Consider the following 22553-nt stretch of genomic DNA (forward strand, 5'->3'; position numbering starts at 1 on the left):
TCTTAGCCAATAAGGCCAGGAAACGCGTGTTGCCACGCACATCCCAGCTCATGCCGCCTCTAGCTGCGCCTCTACAACCCGCGCCAACAACGCCCCGCTATACCGCCCCGCCAACGGAATCCACACCCGCACCGGACTCCCCTGCGCCACCTGCGCGCTCTTGCCAAGCGCGTCCCGCATCTGCTCCAGCCGCACGGTGATATTCCCACTCGGGTGCACCACCTCCAGCAGGTCGCCCACCGCAAAGTGGTTCTTGGTCTCCACCTGCACCCAGTCGCCTTGCAAACCCACGTCGGCCTGCCCGTCAGCACCCAGCACCTCGCCCACATACTGGCTGCGCTGGGTGAGGGAGTGCCCGTTGATGTAGTTCTGGTAGTCGTTGCTGGGGCGGCGCTCCAGCAGGCCGCCGGTGTAGCCGCGGTTCGACAGGCCTTCGAGCTCGATGAGCAGCCCGGGGTTGAAGGGCCGCCCAGCCACGGCGTCGTCGATGGCGCGGCGGTAGACCTGGGCGGTGCGGGCCACGTAGTACAGGCTCTTGGTGCGGCCTTCGATCTTGAGCGAATCGACGCCGATCTGGGCCAGGCGCGCCACATGCTCCACCGCGCGCAGGTCCTTGCTGTTCATGATGTACGTGCCGTGCTCGTCTTCCATGATGGGCATCTTTTGCCCGGGGCGGCCGGCCTCTTCGATGAGGTAGACCTTGTCGGCCTTGAGGTGGCGCGCGCCGTTAGCGCGGCATCACCGACAGGCCCGCGAGCATGCCCACGGCCTGCGCCGGAAACTCTGGCGGGTCAAACGCCTTGTCGCCATCGGCGTCCTGCACACCATTGGGCACCATGCCCTTGAAGTCAAACTGGCGCGGGTCCATGAAGTGCGAGGGCACCAGGTTGCGCAGCGCCACGGCCATGTTCTCGATGCGGCCGGGGTAGAGCTGCTGCCAGTCGCGCAGCATCTGGCCGATCTGTTTGCGCTGCAGGTTCTCTTGGCTGCCACACAGCGTGCACGGGATGATGGGGAAGGCGCGGATGTCGGCCCAGCGGCTCAGGTCGTCCTCGGCCACGTAGGCCAGCGGGCGGATGATGAGGTGGTCGCCCCGGTCGCTTTGCACCTTGGGCGGCATGCCCTTGAGCTTGCCGCCGAAGAACATGTTCAAAAAGAACGTCTGCAGCATGTCGTCGCGGTGGTGGCCCAGCGCGATCTTGGTGCAGCCCAGCTCGTCGGCCACGCGGTACAGAATGCCCCGGCGCAAGCGGCTGCACAGGCTGCACATGGTCTTGCCTTCGGGGATGTGCTCTTTGACGACGCTGTAAGTGTCCTGCGTTTCGATGTGAAAGGGCACGCCCACCTTCGCCAGATATTCAGGCAGCACATGGGCCGGAAAGCCCGGCTGCTTCTGGTCGAGGTTGACGGCGATCAGCTCGAAGCGGTTGCCATTGCGCTGCTGCAGCATGCGCAGCACGTCGAGCATGGCGTAGCTGTCTTTGCCGCCCGACACGCACACCATCACCTTGTCGCCGTCTTCGATGAGGCCAAAGTCGGTGATGGCCTGGGCGACCTGGCGCACCAGGCGCTTTTCGAGCTTGAGCGCGGCGTGGGCGGCGGCTTTGGTGGCCGCTGCGGCTGCGTCGTCACCTTCGACGGAGGATTGCGCGGGCAGGGTGGCGGTGTCGAGCATGGGGATGAGCAAGCCAGGGGCGAAAAAGGAAGGCGCGGTGGGCGGGAATTGCAAGGTTGCCGCATGGGCCACCGCCCTGCAATGGGCTGCCGTACTGCGCCAGCACGGCATTTACTACTGTTTTTATAGCTGCTAGCGCTTATTGGATAAGCGCTAGAGACCAATTTGACTCAAATTTCAGGCTTCAGCGGGGTAGAACATCTTGCGGGTGGGCACGTTCTGAACCGCCTTGGCGATGGCGCCAATGTGGTCCGGCGTGGTGCCGCAGCAGCCGCCCAGGATGTTGACCAGCCCTTCGGCTGCGAACTCGTGCACCAGGCGGCTGGTGATCTCGGGCGTTTCGTCAAACCCGGTGTCACTCATCGGGTTGGGCAAGCCAGCGTTGGGGTAGCAGCTGATGAAGGTGTCGCCCGCCACGCGGTTCAGCTCCTGAATGTAGGGGCGCATCAGCGTGGCGCCCAGCGCGCAGTTCAGGCCAATGGCCAGCGGGCGCGAATGGCGCACGCTGTGCCAAAAGGCGGTCACGGTCTGGCCGCTCAAGATGCGGCCCGAGGCGTCGGTGACGGTGCCGCTGATGATGAGCGGCAGGCGCTGGCCGCTGTTTTCAAAAAACTCGTCGATGGCGAAGAGCGCAGCTTTGGCGTTCAGGGTGTCGAAGATGGTCTCGACCAGCAGCACGTCACTGCCCCCCTCCACCAGCGCCTCGACCTGCTCGTAATACGCAGCGCGCAACTGCTCAAAGTCGACATTGCGCGCGCCGGGGTCGTTCACGTCGGGGCTGATGCTGGCCGTTTTGGGTGTGGGGCCCAGGGCACCCGCCACAAAGCGGGGCTTGTCGGGGGTGGAATATTTGTCGCAGGCGGCGCGGGCCAGCTGGGCCGACTTGAGATTCATCTCGCGTGCCAACTCGGGCATGTGGTAATCGTCTTGCGCCACAGTCGTTGCGCCAAAGGTGTTGGTTTCGATCAGGTCGGCGCCTGCAGCCAGGTAACGCTCGTGGATGTCGCGAATCACGTCGGGCCGCGTGATGCTGAGCAGCTCGTTGTTGCCCTTCACATCGCGCGGAAAGTCCTTGAACCGGTCCCCCACCGCGCCGGGGCCGGTGTAGCCCTCGCCCCGGTACTGCGCCTCACCCAGCTTGAAGCGCTGGATCATGGTGCCCATGGCGCCGTCGAGGATGACGATGCGTTGACTGAGGATGTCAGGGAGCTGGGCGGCGCGGGTGTAGTGGAGGGCTTGCATCACCCCATTGTAAAGTTCGCTCCGTTATGGCGCGGGGAGCGCCCCCTGCATCACTGCGCGGAACCGGAAGCCCCCCGCCACCTGCGTCAGGCGCTGTGCCTGCCGTTGAAGGTTGATGGCGGCCTCGCTGGACTGCTCCACCAGCGCCGTGTTCTGCCGGGTCATTTCGTCCAGCTCGTTGACCGACGCGCTGACCCGGCCCAGGTTGCTGGACTGCCCTTCCACCGCGACGCTGATGGCGCCCACCATTTGCGACACCCGCTCGGCACGCTCCACCACGTTGCCCATGCTTTCGCCAGCGTCGGTCACCAGGCTGGCGCCGCGATTGGCCTGATCAAGCGACGTGTTGATGAGCGTACGCACTTCTTTGGCGGCCTCCGCACTGCGGCTGGCCAGGGACCGAACCTCGCTGGCCACCACCGCGAACCCGCGCCCCTGCTCGCCCGCCCGCGCGGCCTCGACTGCGGCATTGAGCGCGAGGATGTTGGTCTGGAAAGCAATCGCGTCGATCACGCCCACAATGTCGGCGATGCGCCGTGCACTGGCATGAATGCCCTGCATGGTGGACACGACATCCGACACGACGGTGCCACATTGCCGCGCCAACTGAGATGCCTCGTTGGCCAGCGCACGGGCCGCTGCAGCCTGCTGCACGCTATGTTGCACCACGCTGCCGAGCTGGTCCACCGACGCTGCGGCTTCCTGCAGAGACATCGCGGTGCGTTCGGTGCGTGCACTCAGGTTCTGATTGCCACCGGCGATTTCGGTGGAGGCCCCTGACATGCTTTGGGCGGCCACATGCACATCGGCCACCGCATTGTTCAGCCGCGACAGCGCGCCACGCAACGCCTGTGCGGACGCACTCGTGACGGCGGCGTGGTCCACGTCCAGCGCCAGTTGGCCGTCGGCCTGCGGTTGGCACAGGTAGCGCAGTTCGGCCGATTCAATGGCGTCGGCGCGGGTGCGGACCGCAATACCCACCTCGGCTGCGGCTTGTACAACCACGAACGCCGCATGAATCAAAATGCGACCGAAGTCGGGCTCGGTCAAACAGTACAGCGGGAGGCCGAACAACTGCAGCCGGTCAAACGCAATGTGGTGCACGGCAATCACAAGCGCGCCGAACACGATGGGCCGCCAGTCGCGGTAAGCCAGCAGCAGGGCCAGGTAGACGAAGACGCCGAAGTGAAACTCTGACATGCCCATGCTGAGCTGGATGTGCAACGCGACCATGCCCATGCCCATGGCCGCCATCACAAGGCGCGACAGCAGTGTGCCGCGCGCCATGGCCCAGGTAAGCGCGGCAACCCCCACAAAGGCCAGCCCCCAGACGGCCGCAGTCCCCATGCGGCCATGGATGTAGCCGATCCACAGGGCGACGATCCACCCCAGCGCCATAGCTGCCAGCATCAGGGTGTCGGCACGCTGGCCGATGCCCCGCAGAAACTCCCGCACCGCTTCGCCAGCGTCAACCGTTGAGCCCGCATTCACCATAGAACCCCCCTGAATGAGCAAACACCACCTCAAGACATCTGCCAGAAGGCGGATGGCGAAACACCGAACCGTGAGTGCGCGGGGAGATGGCTGAACGCAGTGCGCCTTGACTTAGATCAAGATCACACAGAGCAGATGCAGGTGTATACGACCTCGATATGCCCGTCAAGAAAGACTGCGCACTCAGAATCTGCTCACGATCTCCCAGGGATCATGCAGCGCACAATACGCGCTTGCTGGGTGGGCGGCACGAAGGCCCGACCACAGTCAAAATATGAACCCAATAGAGTGCTAGCGCTTGTGTATGCTGAGCCTCTAGCTATCAAATTCAGAGTATCCGTTTGTCTTCTCGTCCGTCCCCCGCTTTGTCCCCCGCCCACACCGTCCTGCAGGACGTCTTCGGCTACGAACAATTTCGCGGCCCGCAAGAGGCCATCGTCGAGCATGTGATTGGCGGCAGCGATGCGCTGGTGCTCATGCCCACGGGCGGCGGCAAAAGCCTTTGCTACCAGGTGCCCGCCATCGTGCGACAGCAGCAGGGGCGCGGGGTGACCATCGTGATTTCGCCGCTGATCGCGCTGATGCACGACCAGGTGGGCGCGCTGCACGAGGCGGGGGTGAGCGCCGCGTTTCTCAACTCCACCCTGAGTTTTGACGAGGCGCAGGATGTGGAGCTGCGCTTGCAGACTGGCGACATCACGCTGCTGTATGCGGCGCCCGAGCGGCTGAACACGCCGCGTTTCCTCGGCCTGCTCGACAGCCTGTACCAGGGCGGGCACCTTGCACTGTTTGCCATCGACGAAGCGCATTGCGTGAGCCAGTGGGGCCACGACTTTCGCCCGGAGTACCGCGCGCTCACGGTGCTGCACGAGCGGTATGCGGGGGTGCCGCGCATTGCGCTCACGGCCACGGCAGACGACCTTACACGCGCCGACATCATCGAGCGGCTGCAGCTGGAAGACGCGCGGCTGTTCATCAGCAGCTTCGACCGGCCCAACATCCGCTACCGCATCGAGGAAAAAAAGGACGTCACCACGCAGCTGCTGCGCTTCATCGAGCGCGAGCATGCGGGCGAGGCGGGCGTGGTGTATTGCCAGTCGCGCAAGCGGGTGGAAGAACTTGCCGCCACGCTGAGCGACGCAGGCCTGAACGCCCTGCCCTACCACGCGGGTCTGGACACCAAAGTGCGCCAGAAGAACCAGGACCGCTTTCTGCGCGAAGAAGGCATCGTGATGGTGGCGACCATTGCGTTTGGCATGGGCATCGACAAACCCGACGTGCGTTTTGTGGCCCATGTGGACATGCCCAAGAACATCGAGGGCTACTACCAAGAGACGGGCCGTGCGGGCCGCGACGGCCTGAATGCCGATGCCTGGATGGCCTATGGCTTGAACGACGTGGTGAACCAGCGCCGTATGATCGATGAGAGCCCGGCGGGCGAAGAGTTCAAGGCGGCATTGCGCGGCAAGCTGGATGCACTGCTGGCGCTGGCCGAAGCCACCGATTGCCGCCGCGTGCGGCTGCTGGCGTATTTTGGTGAAGCCTCCACGCCTTGCGGCAACTGCGACAACTGCCTGAACCCACCCGCCGTGTGGGATGCGACCGATGCCGCGCGCAAACTGCTGTCCACCATCTACCGCGTGAACCAGGCCAGCGGCATCAGCTTTGGCACCGGGCACATCATGGACATCCTGCGCGGAAAAAAGACCGAAAAGGTGGCGCAGTTCGGGCACGAGAAGATCTCCACCTTCGGCATTGGGGCCGACCTGAGCGAGCCCCAACTGCGCGGGGTACTGCGCCAGCTGATCGCTACCGGAGCCTTAGGTCTGCAGAAGGTGATGCTGGACAGCGGCCACAGCTTTGACACGCTGTGCCTCACCGAGGGGTCGCGCGCCGTGCTCAAAGGTGACATACCGGTGCAGCTGCGCGAATCGGTGTCGTCCGCCCCTGCCAAACGCACCCGTACCCGCAAGGGCACTGGCAGCGCCCCACCCGCCGCGGCCGCCAACCTGGGGCCGGATGCGCAAGTGCGCTTCATCAACCTCAAGGCCTGGCGCGCTGAGGTGGCACGCGAGCACAACCTGCCTGCGTATGTGATCTTTCACGACGCCACGTTGGCGGCGATTGCAGAGCGCGCCCCGGCATCGCTGGAAGACCTGCAAGGCATCAGCGGGATGGGGGCGAAGAAGCTGGAGGCGTATGGGGCGGAGGTATTGCGGGTGGCGCAGCAAAGCAGCTGACAACAAACGCAGGCCGCCGGGCCTTCAACCAGTCACATTCAACTGCCCTTGCGGGTCTTCAGCGCGGGCCGATAGGCAGCAGCGCACGATTGGGGCAGAACCCGCCACCCAAACACCGTCAGGACCACAGAACAGGCGGGGCCACGGTGACGGCGCTCTAGCCCATGCAAGCGCGGCCACTGCGTGCAGCCAGCCCGCGGGTTTTCAGCTACTTGGTTTTTGTTACAAAAAAATACGCGTTGGGATACATTTGCTTTGGTCATATGGTCTGTTTATCCACCTGAGAGAGGTTTTTTGATGTCGTTGAAGAAAACAATCGCCGCCGCCCTTTTGCTGATGAGCGCCACTTTGGCCCAAGCTTTTGCACCCCAAGCAGGCACCTGGGCGGTGGACTCGGAACTCGACGGAAAACCCGGCCGCGGCCTGGCCATCGACGTGCAGAACAACACGCTGGTCATGCAGATGTACGCTTACGAGAGCAATGGCAACGCCACGTTCTTCCTGACCTCGGGAACGATGACCAATGACCAGTACACCGGAGCCCTGATGAGCTACAAGGGCGGTCGCTACCTTGGCAGCGGCCCCCGCTCGGGCTCCGAAGCGAGCAATGCTGGCACGGTGAAGATCCGTTTCACCAGCGGTATCAGGGGCTTCATCACCCTGCCCGGCGAGACCGAGCAGGCCATCTCGCGCTTTAACTTTGCTTACAGCGCCGTGCCTTCCAGCCTTGTAGGCGTCTGGACCTTCACCTCCATAGGCTCCGAAGGCATGGTCGGAGACGCCGTGCCGTTGACCAAGAGCATGGGGCCGAGCAGCGGTGGCAATGGCCTGGTCACCACGGCGGACGGCCTGTTTGGTTGCGAACACCAAACGAGCGGTGCGGCCAAAGGCCTGGTGATGTGCGTCAAAGTCACCAGCAGCGGCACGCTGACACGCGGCTATGCCTTCGGCTACAGCGTCAACGAAGGCGAAGGCTTTTCACAACGCTCTGGTACGGGCACGCCGCAAGACCTGTTCGTCCGACGCCTCGTCACTCCTGGCGGCAATCTCACAGGCATCGTCTACAAGACCGATGAAGTCGGCGTAGACAATCCCGCCTTGCGCGCCCACATCTCGGACTTGGCCGCCAACTTCGTGCCGCAGCAGTAATTAAAAGTACGGAAGGCTGCGGCGACGCCGCAGTCCCCGCTCAGAGCCCCTCAGCTGGCCTGCGGGGCTTTTTTACGCAAAATCTGGCCCATGTCATAGTGTTCATTACCTCTTTTGCTATCAAATTGACTTGATTAGCAACGAGTCTCAGACCGACCCTTGATGAATGAGGATGGCGCCACCAGCTGTGCATAAACACAGCATCAGGAGTTGCCATGCCCATCAACCAGATCCAGTTTCAACGCAGCCTGCCGTTGCCTGAGTTCCTCAAGGACTTTGGCACCGAGCAGCAGTGTGAAGCCGCCTTGGCCAAGGCACGCTGGCCCTCGGACTGGCGTTGCGCGCACTGCAGCTGTTCACGCTTTTCCACACCCGCTATGGCAAAGGCCGTCTGCTATGGGAATGTTTCCTGTGCGGCTACCAGTCCTCCTCAATAGTTGGAACGATTTTGGAGAACACCAAGCTGCCTCTGACGGTGTGGTTCCTGGCCATGTATCTGCTCACCCAAAACAAGAATGGCACCAGCGCCCTGGAGCTCAAGCGGATGCTGGGGGTGAGCTATCCCACGGCCTGGAGCCTCAAGCACAAACTGCTTGCGGTGATGGGCGAGCGCGAGCACAAGCGCCGCCTGGAGGGCGTCGTACAGATCGACGATGCCTACCTGGGAGGTGAGCGTGCGGGACATGCGTATGGCGGGCGCAGCACGCTGCAAAAGAGTGCCTTTGTTGCTGCGGTACAAACGGATGAAGAAGGCAAGCCTCAGGTGATGCGCCTGGACCCTGTGGATGGTTTCACCAAGGAAGCCTTGAAGGCATGGGCGCAACAGGCGCTGGCACCTACAGCGCATGTTGTCTCCGATGGCGCGGTCTGCTTTGCCCAGGTCAAGCACATGGGGGCGAGCCACGAGCGCCATGTCACCGGCAGTGGCCGCAACGCGGTGCGGATGCCCCGCTTCAAATGGGTCAACACGGTATTGGGCAATCTCAAGACATCGCTCAATGCACGTATCACAGCATCAAGCACAAGAAGTACGCATCGCGCTACTTTGCTGAGTTCACGTACCGATTCAACCGCCGCTACGATCTGGCCAGCATGCCTGCGCGGCTGCTGCGCGCTGCTGTGCTGACCTCGCCTTGCACGATCCCTAAACTCCGGCGGCCTTCTGAGACTCGTTGCTAATCAAGCAATTTTGATAGCTGCCAACGCTTTATCTGCGTTAGCTAGAGGCCGATTCGAACTGACTTTCGACCTGTCTCAGATACCGAAGCACCTTCAACGAAAGCGGTTGGGTAGTCACCATTGCTTTCAATAGCTGTTCAGCATGGCCGCAGATCAAAACGGCGATAGAAGCGGTAGGCGAACTCGGCCAAGTAGCGCACAGCGTGCTTGGCATGATCAACGCACATCCCCGCAATGCTGTGCTTAAGGTTGCCCAGCACGGTATTGACCCAGGCCAGCGACCCCCGCGCAAAGGCCGCCACGGTGGCGGTTTCCCCCTTCCCGGCGAAGCCGAGAGAAGGGGGAAGGCGCAAAGCGCCTCAGGGGGATGAACCGAATTCAGGCGGCGCTGAGCCAGTAGCTCGCGTTGAAAGGGCTGCTCATGCGCAGCGCCATGGGGGACACGTCGACCAGTTTGTCAGTGGGCATCTTTTCAACGGGTTCTCCACCGATATCGATGCCTTTGACTCCCTCTGCCGGGCTAGCCTCATTCGCCCGTTCTGCTTGGCTGGTGGATGCAGAACGGGCTACAGAAAAGAATAGAAACACCGGAACGGTATCTTGCGGTCACCCCAGTAGTCGGCGGCGTCCCGGAAGATATCGAGCAGCTGTTCACGCGCTTCCTTGTCGAACTTGCCCGTGGCCGGGATCTGTTCCAGCACCACGATGAAGCCGGGCTGCGGGCCCGATTTATGCAAGGGATCCGTCATGCAGTCGTACAACGCATCAAAGTTCTTGCCGAAGTGCGACGGGAAGGTGAATTGCCCGGCAATCAGGTCCAGCACATCCTGTTTGGACTGTGCGTGGGCCAGGTTGGCGTACAAGAAATGGTGACCCATGGAGGTGGCCGCATCCTGCAGGTCCTGCACGCGGAAAGCGCGAATGGACTGCACGATGTTGGTGCGCACGCCACGCAGTGGCGTTTCCAGGTCTTTACGAAGTGGCGTCTGCATCTCCGCTACTCTTTCTTAATAAAGTCCACAAACTTCTGGCTCTCCGCAAGGCTGCGGGATGCAACCTGCGGGTGGGGGATTCAAGGGGGCGCACTGACCGCTGCCAGCGTATCTCTGGCCTGCGTGCAGCGCAACGGGGGTCACTCAACGATTTCGCGAAAACTGGCGTAGTGATCGCTGGTGTAGTAACAAGCATCCGGAACCCGGGGCTTGCCTCCACACACAATGCGCCGGGCTCCCCGGTTACGCGATCCTGGTGTTCTGACGGTGTACTCACGGTAGTAACCCCGCTGGTGGGCGGGCAACAGCCGCTCGCGATTGCCAAAAACCGTTCCGTCCTTGTCATACGGAAAGGGCCCTCCTTCTCGGATGAGCGCATAAGTGGCGCGCCCCTGGGGCGGCAACTCGGCCAGTGCGATGGAGGTGATGGAACCGTCGGTGGACGGAGATTTCCGGGCATGCCCCGCCACCGGGGACAACACGAACGCAACACCCAAAACACACAAAAACCCTGCTTTGCGCGCCCGGGTGGCTACAGCCTTCAGCATCAACGAACCTTTCACACGACTTATGCAATTCGGGGACAAGCAGGTCGCTTGTCCTCTAAAAACGCACTTCATGCACCCATGTTTGCATAAGTCCAGCGTCCAGAAACCTACGGGTTAACCCGAAATTTCGAGCCGCTAGTGTCGCTCAACAGTCCCCAAAAAGCAAGCGTCTGCACAAAGATTGGGCAGACGCTGAAGGGAATGGCAAGCCTTTTAAGTTAGCGCTTGCTATCTATTTGTGGCTTATCTTGAAACGTTGGCATCCGCCACCGTCAAGGCTGTCATGTTCACAATACGGCGCACCGTGGCGCTGGGCGTCAGGATGTGAACCGGCTTGGCAGCGCCCAGCAGCACGGGGCCGATGGCAATGCCGCCGCCTGCCGCAGTCTTGAGCAGGTTGTAGGCGATGTTGGCGGCGTCGATGTTGGGAAACACCAGCAGGTTGGCGTCACCCGTCAGCTCGCTGCTGGGCATGAGGGCTGCGCGGGCCTTGCCGTCCAGCGCCACGTCGCCGTGCATTTCGCCGTCTACCTCCAGCCAGGGGGCCTGCTGGCGCAGCAGCTCCAGCGTCTGGCGCATCTTGATCGCGCTGGGGCTGTTGCTGGTGCCGAAGTTGGAGTGCGACAGCAGCGCAGCCTTGGGTTTCACGCCAAAACGCATCATTTCCTCGGCGGCCAAGGCGGTGATCTCGGCCAGCTCCTGGGGGTTGGGGTCGTAGTTGACATGCGTGTCCACCAGGAACACCTGGCGCCCCGGCAGCATGAGCCCGTTCATACAGGCATAGACCGGTACATCCTGCGCCGTGCTGTCAGCGCCACCCGCGTGCTTGCCGATCACTTGGTCGATGTACAGCAGGTGGTTGGCCGTGGTGCCCCAGGTGCCGCAGATCAGGCCGTCCACCTCGCCCTTGTGCAGCATCATGCAGCCGATCAGCGTGAGGCGACGGCGCATCTCGATCTTGGCCACCTGCTGGGTGATGCCCTTGCGCTCGGTCATGCGGTGGTAGGTCTGCCAGAAGTCGCGGTAGCGGTGGTCAAAATCGGTGTTGACCACGTCGTAGTCCACGCCTTCCTTCAGGCGCAGGCCAAACTTTTCGATGCGCTGAGCAATGATGGCGGGGCGGCCGATCAGCGTGGGGCGGGCCACCTTCTCGTCCACCACAATTTGCGCAGCGCGCAGCACGCGTTCTTCTTCACCCTCGGCATAGGCCACGCGCTTCTTGGCGGCGGTGCGCGCGGCGTCGAAGATGGGCTTCATCGTCGTGCCCGAGGCATAGACAAACTGCTGCAGCCGGTCGCGATAGGCATCCATGTCAGCGATGGGGCGCTGCGCCACACCGCTGTCTGCGGCGGCCTGCGCCACAGCTGGCGCAATCTTCATCATCAGGCGCGGATCGAACGGCTTGGGGATCAGGTATTCGGGGCCGAACGACAGCTTTTCGCCCACATAGGCTGCTGCCACCACTTCGCTCTGCTCGGCCTGCGCCAGCTCGGCAATGGCGTGAACGGCGGCAATCTCCATCTCATCGGTGATGGTGGTGGCGCCGCAATCCAGCGCGCCGCGGAAGATGTACGGGAAACACAGGACGTTGTTGACCTGGTTCGGATAATCCGAGCGCCCGGTCGCCATGATGATGTCGCTGCGCACGCTGTGGGCCAGCTCAGGCAGGATCTCGGGGTTGGGGTTGGCCAGCGCAAAGATCACGGGGCGCTCGGCCATGGTGGCCACCACCTCGGGCTTGAGCACATTGCCAGCCGACAGGCCCAGGAACACGTCCGCGCCCACCATCACCTCGGCCAGCTTGCGCGCGTCGGTCTTTTGCATGAACTGGCGCTTGTCGTCGTCCATCAGCTCTTCGCGGCCCTCGTAGACCACACCGGCCAGGTCGGTGACGAACACGTTCTTGCGCTGAATGCCCACTTTGAGCAGCAGGTTCAGGCAGGCCAGCGCTGCGGCACCCGCGCCGCTGGTCACGAGCTTCACGTCCTCGATCTTCTTGTTTGCCACCTTCAGCGCATTCACGATGGCCGCTGCTACCGTGATGGCCGTGCCGTGCTGGTCGTCGTGGAAGACCGGAATCTTCATGCGCTTGCGCAGCTCGCGCTCCACGTAGAAGCAGTCGGGCGCCTTGATGTCTTCGAGGTTGATGGCGCCAAAGGTCGGCTCCAGCGCAGCAATCACCTCCACCAGCTTGGCGGGGTCTTTCTCATCGATCTCGATGTCGAACACGTCCACGCCAGCAAACTTCTTGAACAGGACGGCCTTGCCTTCCATCACCGGCTTGGAGGCCAGCGCGCCAATGTCACCCAGGCCCAGCACGGCGGTGCCGTTGGTGATGACCGCCACCAGGTTGCCACGCGAGGTATAGCGAAACGCATTGGCCGGGTCTTTGACGATTTCTTCGCAGGGTGCCGCCACACCCGGCGAGTAAGCCAGCGCCAGATCATGCTGGTTGACCATCTGCTTGGTCGCGGCAATGGCGATCTTGCCGGGCTTGGGAAACTCGTGGTATTCGAGAGCGGCACGGCGCAACTGGGCGCGCTTGTCGTTGTCGTCGTTGTTGTTGTTCTGGGCCGTGGTGTTCTCGGGCATTCAGTGTCTCCAACTCAGGATGGGTGCAAAAAACCGTGCTGCAGCAGCCCCGCGCCGGCTGTCAGCTTTGTAAGGGTCAGCGATTGTAGGGGGCGGGTCGTAAAAACCCTAGTAAGCGAATCTGCTTACATGGGCAATTCCATTGTGATCCCGATGCAGCCAATCGCCGGTTGAAAAGCATGCAAAAAAGCGATAGGCGCGGGTCGCTTTGAAAGTACTGGGTTCGCTTCTTGCTCAGGTGCTGGGATGACCGCCACCTTTCCCCCATCCGATGACTGTGCACGGCTGGTGCCGAGCCTCCTGACCGCGACAGCGTTCCAATCCTTTGGCACCGTGCTGGAGGCGCCCACGGGTCTGGGCCGCTCTATCAATGCAGGCAGCTCTGAACGCTTTGATTTGGTGGATGACCTGCAGCTTGGGGCGGCAGGCGGGCGGGCGCAGCTGGCGCTCTTTCGAGCGCAGGCACGCAGTTTTCCGTTGCAGATTCTGGAGATGGAGCGCCATTGCCTGGGCAGCCAGACCTTTGTGCCCTGGGGCGCGTGCCGCTTTGTGTTGGTCGTAGCCCCCGCAGGCGATCCGCCGGTTGCGGCTGCGTCGCTCCAGGCCTTTATCACCGATGGTCGGCAGGGCGTTGTGCTGGCCCCGGGCACGTGGCACCACGCCTTGCTGGCGGTGGACTCCGGCGATTTTTTGGTGATTGAACGAGCCGCCTTGGTGACCGATTGTGATATCCATCGGCTGGCGGTTCCCGTGTGGCTGGGGTGCCCGTAGAGCCCTGCGGTCGCGTCCTCTCACCCCGCTGCTGCAATGTGTTCCGCCAGTGTTATCAATGACCGGTCGCTGCCTGCGGGGCCCAGCAGCGACAGCCCCAGTGGAGCGCCGTCACGTTGTGCAAGGGGCATTGACACCTGCGGAAATCCAGCCAGACCCGCGATGCACAGCATCTGAATGGCGCGGTTGCGGTAGTCCTCCAGGCTCCCTTCCGGGGCGGTGCGCAGCGGTGCAATGTCGGGCATCGTGGGCATGACCAGCACACCGTCCTGGCCCAGCAAAGCCGCCAGGTGCACGCGGTAGCGCTCGCGAAAAACGCGTGCGTTGGCCACCTGTTCGTCGGTCACGGCACGTGACCAAGCAAAACGCTCGGCCACGCCAGGTCCCAGGGGCGGCGCGTAGCGTTCAATAAGCGGCCCATCGGTCATCCAGGCTTCGCGCCCCTGCACATACCGAAAGTTCCAGTACATCGTGTCGAAGGATTCCAGCACTGCATGGACGGATTGTGCGGGGCCGATCAGGTCCGTCACCTGCTGCGTAGCGCCCTGCAGCGCGCTCACCACGGCGGGGTCCAGCAGCGCCCACACATCGGTGGGCCACAGCAGGCGCACCTGCGGCGGCAGTGGCGCGGCGTCATCTCCCAGCAACACGTCGGCAACACGCGAAAACGTCTGCACATCGCGCGCAAACCAGCCGCAGGTGTCCAGGCTCGGTGCCAGGTCCAGCGCGCCTTGCAGGCTTACGCGGCCGTGGGTGGGGCGCAGGCCGTACAAGCCGCAGTGGTTGGCAGGCGCCCGCACCGACCCGCCGGTGTCGGTGCCCAGTGCAAAGTCGCACAGCCCGGACGACACCGCTGCCGCCGAGCCGGAGGAAGAACCTCCTGTGATGCGGTCTGGCGCTGCGCCATTGAGGGGCGCGCCAAAGTGCGCGTTGTTTCCGTTCATCGAAAACGCCAGCTCGTCTGTTACCGTCTTGCCTACAAAACGCGCGCCCGCATCCAGCAGCTTTTGCACCGTGGGCGCGGTGCACGTTTTGATGCCCGAAAGCGCCAGCACCACCGGGTTGCCGCCACCGGTGGGGTAACCCGCCACGTCAAACAGGTCCTTGGCTGCAAAACACAGCCCGCTCAGCGGCCCGGTGCTGGCGTGCGCCACGGGCGCGGGGGGATAGGGAACAAAGGCGTGGGCCGGGTCGTACACAGTCATGGCGCAGTGGCTTCGAGAACGGGAAGAAGGTCGGGCGCGATGGCGGCAGCCGCTTCGGTGCGCAGACACAGCGCGCGGTGGCCGGGCGCGATCTGCACCGCAGGCGGTTGCTGGGCGCGACAGGCCTCGGTGGCCAAGGTGCAGCGCGGCGCAAAGGCGCAGCCGGGTGGCAGGTCAGACAGGTCCGGCGGCGCCCCGGCAATGGTCTCCAGCGGCGTGCCGCGCGCCATGGCGCCGTGGGCGCGGCTTTTCAGTAGCGCAATGGTGTAGGGGTGGCGTGGGTGGCGGATCAGGTCGCGCGCCGTGCCCTCTTCCACAATGCGCCCGGCGTACATCACCGCAATGCGGTCCGCCACTTCCACGGCGGCACCAATGTCGTGGGTGACAAAGATCACCGACAGGCCCAGGTCGCGTTGCAGTTCGCGCAGCAGCAGCAGGATCTGGATCTGCACGGTCGCATCAAGCGCGGTGGTGGGTTCGTCGGCCAGCAGCAATTGCGGGTGGCAGGCCAGCGCGAGCGCAATCATGGCGCGCTGGCGCATGCCGCCCGACATCTCGTGCGGATACGCCTGCAAGCGGCGCTCTGGGCTGGGGATGCGCACGCGCTCAAACAAGGCCAGCGCGCGTTCCTGGGCCTGCGCCGCCGTCACCTTCTCGTGGCGGCGAATCGATTCGACAATCTGCGCGCCCACGGTGTAGACCGGGTCCAGGGCCAGCAACGGCTCCTGAAAGATCATGGATGCCACCTTGCCCCGGTAGTCCGCCAACTCGCGCCCTGAAAGCGTCAGCAGGTTCTGGCCCGCCACTCGCACTTCGCCCGCAATGCGGGTGCGCCGCTCGGGGTGCAGGCGCAGCAAGGTGCGCAGCGTCACGCTCTTGCCCGACCCGGACTCGCCGATCAGCGCAACCACCTCGCCGCGCTGCACCTGCAGGCTCACGCCGCTGACGGCCTGCACCGGCTTGCGTCCGCCGGTGAAGGTCACGCTGAGATCACGCAGGTCCACCATGGGGTCGGTGGCGGCAGGTGCGACAGAAGAGGTGGCCAGGGTCATGGCATTGCTTTCATGCGGCCTGCGCCAAAGGCTGAGGGGCTTGCGGGTGGCCGCTGCCGGGTTCATGCACCAGGCAAGCTGCGACATGGTGCGGGCCGGTGATGGTGCGCACGGGCACCCGCTGCGCGCACACCGCCGCAGCCATGCTGCAGCGCGGATGAAACCGGCAGCCCGACGGCGGGTTGATGGGGTTGGGCGGGTCGCCCGCCAGCGGGGCTTCTTGTGTGCGGTGGTCCGGGTCCATGGATGGCATGGACGACAGCAGTGCTGCGGTGTAGGGGTGCGCAGGTTGTTTGAACAGCGCATCCGACGGCCCGATCTCTGCCACCTGGCCCAGGTACATCACCATCACCCGGTCGCTCATGTAGTGCACCACGTTCAGGTCGTGGCTGATGAACACGTAGGTCAGGCCAAATTCCGCCTTCAAATCGGTCAGCAGGTTCAGCACCTGAGCTTCCACCGATTTATCCAGCGCAGACACAGCCTCATCGAGGATCACCATGCGTGGTTGCAACGCGAGTGCGCGTGCAATGTTCACCCGCTGGCGTTGCCCGCCCGACAGCTCGTGCGGATAGCGCTCGGCGAACCGCGCTGGGGCCAGTCCCACCCGGTCGAGCAGGCTGCGGGCACGCGCAATCGCCTCGCGCTGTGGCACGCCGTGCACCTGCGGGCCGAACGCGACGGAGTCTTCAATGGTCAGGCGCGGGTTGAGGGATGCATAGCTGTCCTGAAACACCATCTGCACCTGGCGGCGAAACTCCTTGAGCGGCAGATCGCGGCTGCCCACGGTGCGGCCGTCAAACACAATCTCGCCCGCCGTGGGCGCGATGAGCTGCATCAGCAGGCGCGCGGTGGTCGACTTGCCGCAGCCCGATTCCCCCACCACGCCCAGCGTTTCGCCTTTGAGGACTTCAAAGTTCACGCCATCCACCGCATGCACCACGCCACCGCCACGGCCAAAAGCATCCTTCTTGAGCGGAAAGTGTTTGACCAGGCCTTGGATGGTGAGCAAGGGCTGCGCCGGTCCGCCGACATCGGTGATCGTTTGCATGATCGGTAGACCCTCAGCCCTTGTTGTCCATCGCCGACCGCAGGCCGTCCGACAGGATGTTGAACGAGATCGAGGTGATGAAAATCATCAGCCCCGGCAGCGCCGCCACCCAGGGCTGCACGTAGATGGCGGTGCGCAGCGTGTTGAGCATCAGGCCCCATTCCGGCTCGGGCGGTTTGACGCCCAGGCCCAGAAACGACAGGCCCGACGCCAGAATCATCGACACCGCAATGAGGCTGGTGGCATACACAAAAATGGGGCCCAGCACATTGCCCAGCACATGCACCCGCACGATGGTGAAGGCACTGGCGCCCGATGCACGCGCGGCCTCCACATAGTCGCGGTTGCGCACTTGCGTGGTCACGCTCTCGGCCACACGCACGATTTGCGGAATGAACACGATGGTCAGCGAGATCAGCGAATTGACCATGCCCGCTCCCAGCACGCCCGACAGCGCAATCGCCAGCAGCACCGAGGGAAACGCGTAGAACACATCCACCGTGCGCATGATGGCGGTGTTGATGAAACCGCCCGCATACCCCGCCACGATGCCGATGACCGAGCCGATCATGAACGCAAACACCACCGGCGTGATGCCGATGAACAGCGACAGCCGCGCGCCCACGATGAGCCGCGAGAGCATGTCGCGCCCCAGCTCGTCGCTGCCCAGCGGCAGGCCCTCGGTGCCGATGGGCTTGAGCCGTTTGAGCATGGACGCCGCATAGGGGTCTGCCGGGGCGATCCATGGGCCAAACACCGCCAGACCGATGAGCAGCAGCACCACCAGCGCTGCGCCCATGGCGACCGGGTCGCGGGTGAAGCGCACCAGCGCGGCCGTCCAGTAGCCGCGCGAGCGCTGTGCAGGCACTGCGCTTTCGTCGGTGGCACCAGCGGATGAAGAAGACGCGGTGAGTGAGGCCATGGTGGGTTGCCTTGTTCTTCAGCTTCAGGCGCGGGCGATGCGCGGGTCCAGCAGCGTCTGCAGCACGTCCACCAGCAGGTTCAGCAGCACAAAAAACAGCGCCAGCACCAGAATCGTTCCCTGCAGCAGCGGCAGGTCACGCTGGAAGATGGCGGAGTTGAGCAAGAAGCCCGTGCCCGGCCACGAGAACACCGTCTCGATCAGGATCGAGCCACCCAGCAAATAGCCCAGCTGCAATCCCATCACGGCCAGCGCCGTGGGTGCTGCGTTCTTGACCATGTGCCGGAACACGCCCAGGTGCGTGAGCCCCTTGGCGCGAAGGCCCATGATGAATTCCTGGTCGAGGATGTCGGCCACCAGCGCGCGCACCGTGCGCGCGATGATGCCCATGGGGATGACCGACATCGTGATGGCGGGCAGCACCAGAAACTGCAGGTGCTCCCAGTCCCACGCCCAGTCGCTGGAGCCGCCGGGCCCCGCACCCGTGGCGGGCAGCAGCATCAGCTGCGAGCTGAACACGATCACCATCACCATGCCCAGCCAGTAGTGCGGCACGCTCACCCCCAGCACCGACAGCATGGACGCCAGCCGGTCCACCCACGAGTTGCGAAAGTACCCCGCCACAAAACCAAACAGGCTGCCCAGCACAAAGCCGATGAAGGTGGCCACCACGGCCAGCCGCAGCGTGTTGCCCACGGCCGTCATCACCTCACCCGCCACGGCGCGGTTGCTGGCAATCGACACCCCCAGGTCGCCTTGCAGCGCGCGCCACACCCACATCACAAACTGCTCGGGCAGCGACCGGTTGAACCCATACAGCTCGCGCAGTTGCGCCTGCAGCTCTACGGAAGCATCTGGCGGCAGGATGGACACCAGCGGGTCACCGGGTGCCAGATGCACCAGCAGAAAACACACCAGTGCCACGCCCAGCATGATGGGCAGGGCATACAGAAAGCGGCGCAGCAGGTAGGCGAGCATGGGGTGACGCGGCGATTGGGTACAGCGGGCCGCTTAGTCCATCGTCATCGTGGCGATGTCGATGAACCAGCTGCGCGGCTGCACCACGTTCTTGACCTTGGCCGACATGGCGCGTGGGCCCACGTCGTGCGCAATCCACACAAACGGTGCGTCTTCCACCACGTGGGCGTGCAGCTTGGCCAGCGCCGCGTCGCGCGCCTTGTCGTCAAAGCTGGTGCGGGCATCGGCCACGAGCTTGTCCACTTCGGCATTGCCGTAGTAGCCCCAGTTGTTCGACACGGGCGGGAAGGCCTTGGTGCTCACAAATCGCACCATGGCAAAAAACGGGTCCATGGCGGCAAAGCTGATGTTCACCGCGTTGGCGCCGTTGGCCGACGCATCCTTGGCACCCTTGCGCCAGTTGGTAAACAGGGTGTTCCACTCGATCACATCAAACTGCACGTCAAAGAAACAGGCTTTGAGCGACTGCTGCGCAAACTCGTTCATGGGCAGCGGCTGCATCTGGCCCGATCCCGAGGCCGAAATCTGCACCTTGACCTTGATCGGCTTGGCCGCGGAGTAACCCGCCTGCGTCATCAGCGCCTGCGCGGCCTTCACGTCGTACTTGATGTCGAACTTGGGGTTGCCCCACCACGGGTGGCCAGGGGGCACCGTGCCCTTGGGCTCGGCCATCATGCCGCCCAGCAGCTGCTTCATGCCGCCGCGGTCAATGCACAGGTTGGCCGCCTGGCGCACGCGCTTGTCCAGCCAGGGCGAGCCCTCGGCAAACGACAGCTGCCACGGCCACACATGGGGCTGGGCGTTGGAATAGATCTTGAACCCGCGCTGCGTGATCTGCGGCATGGCATCCGGCGCGGGCGCTTCGATCCAGTCCACCTGGCCGCCCAGCAATGCGGCCGTGCGGGCGTTGGCCTCGGGCATGGGCAGCATCACCACCTTGTCGATCTTGGGGGTGCGCTTGGCGTCCCAGTATGTTTTGTTGGCGGCCAGCTCCAGGCGCTCGCGCGCCACAAAACGCGTGACCTTGAACGGGCCCGAGCCTGCCGGGTCGGCTGCAAAGGCGGTCCATGCAGCCTTGGATTTGTCGGCGGGCGTGGCCCCTGCCGCCGCGTCAAACTTCTTTTGCCAGTGCGCGGGCGACGCCATGAACAGGTTGGTCAGGTTGATGGGCAAAAAAGCGTCCGGCTCGCTGGTGGTCAGCTCTACCGTCATGTCGTCGATCTTGCGGGCCGTGCGCAGCGTGGGCATGCGTGATGCGGTCACGCCCACCTGGCTGGGGTCGAAGTGCACGGCGTCTTTGTCCAGCACCTTGGCCACGTTCCACACCACGGCGTCGGCATTGAGCGCCGAGCCGTCGTGGAACTTCACACCCGGGCGCAGCTTGAACACCCACTTGGTCTTGTCCTTGTCATCCACCGCCCACGACGTGGCCAGCGCAGGAATCAGCACGCTGGCCGCATCGGCCTTGGACAGGTCCCACTGCGTGAGCGAGTCATAAATCGGGATGCCCGTGAAGCGGTTGCCTTCAAAGCCTTGGTCGGGCTGACCCAGCGTGCGCGGGATGTCGGCTGCCGTCATGGCGATGCGCAGGACCTTCTCCTGCGCCATCGCGGCCGAGCCGCCCATCAGGGACAAGGCCGTCGCCAAAGCCAGGGCCAGCGGTGCATGCCGTGGGCGGCGCTGGTGGGGGTCGATACGGGTTTGCGACGACGACAGGGCTTGGCTCATGGGATCACCTTCTCGAGATGGGGGGGTTGAGGGTCAACCCTTCATAGCAAGTGACATGCCACACCATTTCAGTGTTTGCTAAACCCCGGCTGCACCATCAACGAAGCAATGCACCGGTGCGTCCCCACAGTGGTGCATGTTTGGTCGCGCTGAAAGTGATCGCCCAAAGAAAACGGCCCGCGAGGGGCCGTTCACAGAGACAGGGCGAGGCGGGGGACGCCTGCGGGTGTTCGAGTGTTGGCGCTCAGCGGCTGCTCGGAAAGCTGAACACAGCCCCTTCGCGCACACCGGCACTCGGCCAGCGCTGGGTGATCGTCTTGCGCTTGGTATAGAAACGCACGGCATCCGGCCCGTAGGCGTGCAGGTCGCCAAACAGGCTGCGCTTCCAGCCGCCGAACGAGTGGTAGGCCACGGGCACCGGCAGGGGTACGTTCACGCCCACCATGCCGACCTGGATGTGATCGGTGAAGTAGCGGGCGGCCTCGCCGTCGCGGGTGAAGATGCAGGTGCCGTTGCCGTACTCGTGCGCGTCGATGAGGTTCATCGCCTCTTGCAGCGTCTTCACGCGCACCACGCCGAGCACGGGGCCGAAGATTTCTTCCTGGTAGATCTTCATGCCGGGTTTGACGTTGTCAAACAGGCAGGCGCCCAGGAAGTAGCCCTGCTCGTGGCCCGCCGCTACTTGCACACCGCGGCCATCCACCACCAGCGTGGCACCTTCGGCCACGCCCTGGTCCACATAGCCCTTCACCTTCTCGAAGTGCTGCTTGGTGACCAGCGGGCCCATGTCGTTGCTGTTGTCCGTGCCGGGGCCGACCTTCATCTTGGCGATCTCGGTCTTCAGGCCCGCCACCACGGCGTCGCCCACTTCGTCGCCCACGGCCACCAGCAGCGGGATGGCCATGCAGCGTTCGCCGCAGCTTCCGTAGGCCGCGCCCATCAGCGCGCTCACGGCGTTGCCCACGTCGGCGTCGGGCATCAGCACCGCGTGGTTCTTGGCGCCGCCCAGCGCCTGCACGCGCTTGCCGTGTTTGCAGCCTTCGGCGTAGATGTATTCGGCGATGGGGGTCGATCCGACAAAGCTCACCGCCTTCACTCGCGGGTCGCGCAGCAGCGTGTCCACGGCCACCTTGTCGCCGTTGACCACGTTCAGCACGCCCGGTGGCAGGCCCGCTTCCAGCGCGAGTTGGGCGATGAACAATGTGGAAGAAGGATCGCGCTCCGACGGCTTGAGCACAAAGGTGTTTCCACAGGCCACGGCCATCGGCCACATCCACAGCGGCACCATGGCCGGGAAGTTGAAGGGCGTGATGCCCGCCGTGACGCCCAGCGCCTGGAACTCGCTCCACGAGTCGATGTTCGGGCCCACGTTGCGGCTGTGCTCGCCCTTGAGCAGCTCGGGCGCGTAGCTCGCGTATTCCACGTTCTCGATGCCGCGCTGCAGCTCGCCGTGCGCGTCGGCCAGCACCTTGCCGTGTTCGGCGGTGATCAGCGCGGCAATCTTGTCGGCGTTGTCTTCGAGCAGGACTTTCAGCTTGCTCATCACCCGCGCGCGCTTCAGGGGCGGTGTGTTGCGCCAGGCGGGGAAGGCCGCCTCGGCCGAGGCAATGGCGGCCTCGACCGTGGCTTGGCTCGCCAGCGCCACGTTGGTGGTGGACTGGCCCGTGGCCGGGTCGAACACCGGCTGGGTGCGGGCCGTGTCGGCAACGATCTTGCCGTCGATTAGGTGGCCGAC

At 63.9% G+C, this 22553-nt stretch carries 16 protein-coding genes and 3 pseudogenes; 4 read left to right on the forward strand and 15 right to left on the reverse strand.

Annotated features, from left to right (window positions below; translation table 11 throughout):
- Positions 1-48 precede the first annotated feature (48 nt).
- The 4 genes and pseudogenes from ACK41V_RS17065 to ACK41V_RS17080 all read right to left on the reverse strand — a co-directional run.
- Positions 49-729 (reverse strand): annotated as a pseudogene (locus ACK41V_RS17065) (U32 family peptidase C-terminal domain-containing protein); the annotation flags it as partial.
- Positions 728-1675, reverse strand: a complete 948-nt coding sequence (ttcA, locus tag ACK41V_RS17070) for a tRNA 2-thiocytidine(32) synthetase TtcA (protein WP_409783996.1) — start codon at positions 1673-1675, stop codon at positions 728-730. The gene ttcA and the pseudogene ACK41V_RS17065, both read right to left, overlap by 2 nt.
- Positions 1676-1852: 177 nt before the next feature.
- Entirely contained in the window at positions 1853-2917 is a 1065-nt protein-coding gene (locus ACK41V_RS17075; protein ID WP_409783998.1) for a homocysteine S-methyltransferase family protein, read from the reverse strand.
- Positions 2918-2941: 24 nt separating this feature from the next.
- The gene (locus ACK41V_RS17080) at positions 2942-4411 is read right to left on the reverse strand and encodes a methyl-accepting chemotaxis protein (RefSeq protein ID WP_409784000.1); all 1470 of its coding nucleotides are present in this window, start codon (positions 4409-4411) and stop codon (positions 2942-2944) included.
- Positions 4412-4776: 365 nt separating this feature from the next.
- Here ACK41V_RS17080 and recQ point away from each other — a divergent pair, with 365 nt between their 5' ends.
- The 3 genes and pseudogenes from recQ (at position 4777) to ACK41V_RS17095 (ending at position 8979) form a co-directional block, all read left to right on the forward strand.
- Positions 4777-6651 carry a DNA helicase RecQ gene (gene recQ, locus ACK41V_RS17085; RefSeq protein ID WP_409784018.1) on the forward strand — a complete coding sequence of 625 codons (1875 nt, stop codon included), beginning with the start codon at positions 4777-4779 and terminating at the stop codon, positions 6649-6651.
- Between the two features lie 297 nt (positions 6652-6948).
- Positions 6949-7800, forward strand: coding sequence for a hypothetical protein (locus ACK41V_RS17090; protein ID WP_409784002.1), 852 nt, complete (start codon positions 6949-6951; stop codon positions 7798-7800).
- A gap of 215 nt (positions 7801-8015) precedes the next feature.
- Positions 8016-8979, forward strand: a pseudogene (locus ACK41V_RS17095) (IS1595 family transposase).
- A gap of 149 nt (positions 8980-9128) precedes the next feature.
- On the opposite strand, the pseudogene ACK41V_RS17100 reads toward ACK41V_RS17095, so the two are convergent.
- The 4 genes and pseudogenes from ACK41V_RS17100 to ACK41V_RS17115 all read right to left on the reverse strand — a co-directional run.
- Positions 9129-9251, reverse strand: a pseudogene (locus ACK41V_RS17100) (IS1595 family transposase); the annotation flags it as partial.
- A 294-nt stretch (positions 9252-9545) separates the two neighbouring features.
- On the reverse strand, positions 9546-9971 hold the full coding sequence (locus ACK41V_RS17105; protein WP_010464776.1) for a barstar family protein: 426 nt from the start codon (positions 9969-9971) through the stop codon (positions 9546-9548).
- Positions 9972-10111: 140 nt separating this feature from the next.
- Positions 10112-10519 carry a ribonuclease domain-containing protein gene (locus tag ACK41V_RS17110; RefSeq protein WP_409784004.1) on the reverse strand — a complete coding sequence of 136 codons (408 nt, stop codon included), beginning with the start codon at positions 10517-10519 and terminating at the stop codon, positions 10112-10114.
- Between the two features lie 243 nt (positions 10520-10762).
- Positions 10763-13111 (reverse strand): NADP-dependent malic enzyme, encoded by a 2349-nt coding sequence (locus tag ACK41V_RS17115; RefSeq protein ID WP_409784006.1) that lies wholly within the window; start codon positions 13109-13111, stop codon positions 10763-10765.
- A gap of 246 nt (positions 13112-13357) precedes the next feature.
- Between ACK41V_RS17115 and ACK41V_RS17120 the strand changes: the two genes are divergently transcribed.
- Positions 13358-13882: an ureidoglycolate lyase gene (locus ACK41V_RS17120; RefSeq protein WP_409784007.1), complete on the forward strand. Its 525-nt coding sequence runs from the start codon at positions 13358-13360 to the stop codon at positions 13880-13882.
- A gap of 20 nt (positions 13883-13902) precedes the next feature.
- Here ACK41V_RS17120 and ACK41V_RS17125 read toward each other — a convergent pair whose 3' ends face one another.
- The 7 genes from ACK41V_RS17125 to ACK41V_RS17155 form a co-directional block, all read right to left on the reverse strand.
- On the reverse strand, positions 13903-15087 hold the full coding sequence (locus ACK41V_RS17125; RefSeq protein WP_409784009.1) for an amidase: 1185 nt from the start codon (positions 15085-15087) through the stop codon (positions 13903-13905).
- Positions 15084-16094, reverse strand: a complete 1011-nt coding sequence (locus ACK41V_RS17130) for an ABC transporter ATP-binding protein (protein WP_409784020.1) — start codon at positions 16092-16094, stop codon at positions 15084-15086. Before ACK41V_RS17130 ends, ACK41V_RS17125 begins: the two co-directional genes overlap by 4 nt.
- 55 nt (positions 16095-16149) lie before the next feature.
- Complete coding sequence (locus ACK41V_RS17135; protein WP_409784011.1) at positions 16150-17190, reverse strand: ABC transporter ATP-binding protein; 1041 nt, start codon at positions 17188-17190, stop codon at positions 16150-16152.
- Between the two features lie 13 nt (positions 17191-17203).
- Positions 17204-18112, reverse strand: a complete 909-nt coding sequence (locus ACK41V_RS17140; protein ID WP_409784013.1) for an ABC transporter permease — start codon at positions 18110-18112, stop codon at positions 17204-17206.
- Positions 18113-18136: 24 nt separating this feature from the next.
- Positions 18137-19090 (reverse strand): ABC transporter permease, encoded by a 954-nt coding sequence (locus ACK41V_RS17145; RefSeq protein ID WP_409784015.1) that lies wholly within the window; start codon positions 19088-19090, stop codon positions 18137-18139.
- Positions 19091-19123: 33 nt separating this feature from the next.
- Positions 19124-20716, reverse strand: coding sequence for an ABC transporter substrate-binding protein (locus ACK41V_RS17150; RefSeq protein WP_409784022.1), 1593 nt, complete (start codon positions 20714-20716; stop codon positions 19124-19126).
- 346 nt (positions 20717-21062) lie between these two features.
- A partial coding sequence (locus tag ACK41V_RS17155; RefSeq protein ID WP_409784016.1) for a CoA-acylating methylmalonate-semialdehyde dehydrogenase occupies positions 21063-22553 on the reverse strand: 1491 nt, incomplete at its 5' end.

Origin of the sequence: Acidovorax sp. (assembly GCF_046291265.1) — a bacterium.
GTDB lineage: Bacteria > Pseudomonadota > Gammaproteobacteria > Burkholderiales > Burkholderiaceae_C > Acidovorax.

Excerpts from the sequence above, each read along its gene's own strand:
- ACK41V_RS17125 (WP_409784009.1), bottom strand. The coding sequence starts at position 15,087 with ATGACTGTGTACGACCCGGCCCACGCCTTTGTTCCCTATCCCCCCGCG.
- ACK41V_RS17090 (WP_409784002.1), top strand. The coding sequence starts at position 6,949 with ATGTCGTTGAAGAAAACAATCGCCGCCGCCCTTTTGCTGATGAGCGCC.
- ACK41V_RS17130 (WP_409784020.1), bottom strand. The coding sequence starts at position 16,094 with ATGGTGGACCTGCGTGATCTCAGCGTGACCTTCACCGGCGGACGCAAG.
- ttcA (WP_409783996.1), bottom strand. The coding sequence starts at position 1,675 with ATGCTCGACACCGCCACCCTGCCCGCGCAATCCTCCGTCGAAGGTGAC.
- ACK41V_RS17080 (WP_409784000.1), bottom strand. The coding sequence starts at position 4,411 with ATGGTGAATGCGGGCTCAACGGTTGACGCTGGCGAAGCGGTGCGGGAG.
- ACK41V_RS17145 (WP_409784015.1), bottom strand. The coding sequence starts at position 19,090 with ATGCTCGCCTACCTGCTGCGCCGCTTTCTGTATGCCCTGCCCATCATG.
- ACK41V_RS17135 (WP_409784011.1), bottom strand. The coding sequence starts at position 17,190 with ATGCAAACGATCACCGATGTCGGCGGACCGGCGCAGCCCTTGCTCACC.
- ACK41V_RS17115 (WP_409784006.1), bottom strand. The coding sequence starts at position 13,111 with ATGCCCGAGAACACCACGGCCCAGAACAACAACAACGACGACAACGAC.
- ACK41V_RS17150 (WP_409784022.1), bottom strand. The coding sequence starts at position 20,716 with ATGGGCGGCTCGGCCGCGATGGCGCAGGAGAAGGTCCTGCGCATCGCC.
- ACK41V_RS17075 (WP_409783998.1), bottom strand. The coding sequence starts at position 2,917 with ATGCAAGCCCTCCACTACACCCGCGCCGCCCAGCTCCCTGACATCCTC.
- ACK41V_RS17120 (WP_409784007.1), top strand. The coding sequence starts at position 13,358 with ATGACCGCCACCTTTCCCCCATCCGATGACTGTGCACGGCTGGTGCCG.
- ACK41V_RS17140 (WP_409784013.1), bottom strand. The coding sequence starts at position 18,112 with ATGGCCTCACTCACCGCGTCTTCTTCATCCGCTGGTGCCACCGACGAA.
- ACK41V_RS17105 (WP_010464776.1), bottom strand. The coding sequence starts at position 9,971 with ATGCAGACGCCACTTCGTAAAGACCTGGAAACGCCACTGCGTGGCGTG.
- ACK41V_RS17110 (WP_409784004.1), bottom strand. The coding sequence starts at position 10,519 with ATGCTGAAGGCTGTAGCCACCCGGGCGCGCAAAGCAGGGTTTTTGTGT.